The organism is Liquorilactobacillus uvarum DSM 19971 (assembly GCF_001434935.1).
Taxonomy (GTDB): domain Bacteria; phylum Bacillota; class Bacilli; order Lactobacillales; family Lactobacillaceae; genus Liquorilactobacillus; species Liquorilactobacillus uvarum.
The window spans coordinates 1-309 of sequence record NZ_AZEG01000131.1; the positions used below are offsets into that span (position 1 = coordinate 1).

The following is a 309-nucleotide window of genomic DNA, read 5'->3' on the forward strand; positions in this document are numbered from 1 at the left end:
ACACTCAGCGGCATTGAAGTCATCCATGCATTACGCAAGAAAACCCGACGAGAGCTAAGCCTCATCGGGTTTTCAGCTGTGGACGAATTAAAAGCGATGGTGCCAGCATAACCTACAACACCCTATCAATAACTAGGTAAAAGGCACACTCTCAGACTATTTGCACCAGAGCCGTTGGCCGTACTTTGTATCAAACGAGCGCTCATAACTGCCGTTGCGGTTATTACCAGTGTTAATCCCAGCGTATGAGTCGCGTTCGTAACCCAAAAACTCTGCCAATTCGGTTTGAAGCAGCTGGTTAATCGCAAT

General features: G+C 47.2%; 2 pseudogenes. One reads left to right on the forward strand and one right to left on the reverse strand.

Features of this window, described 5'->3' with window-relative positions:
• Positions 1-111 (forward strand): annotated as a pseudogene (locus tag FD20_RS12785) (IS6 family transposase); the annotation flags it as partial.
• 63 nt (positions 112-174) lie between these two features.
• On the opposite strand, the pseudogene FD20_RS13495 reads toward FD20_RS12785, so the two are convergent.
• Positions 175-309, reverse strand: a pseudogene (locus FD20_RS13495) (transposase); the annotation flags it as partial.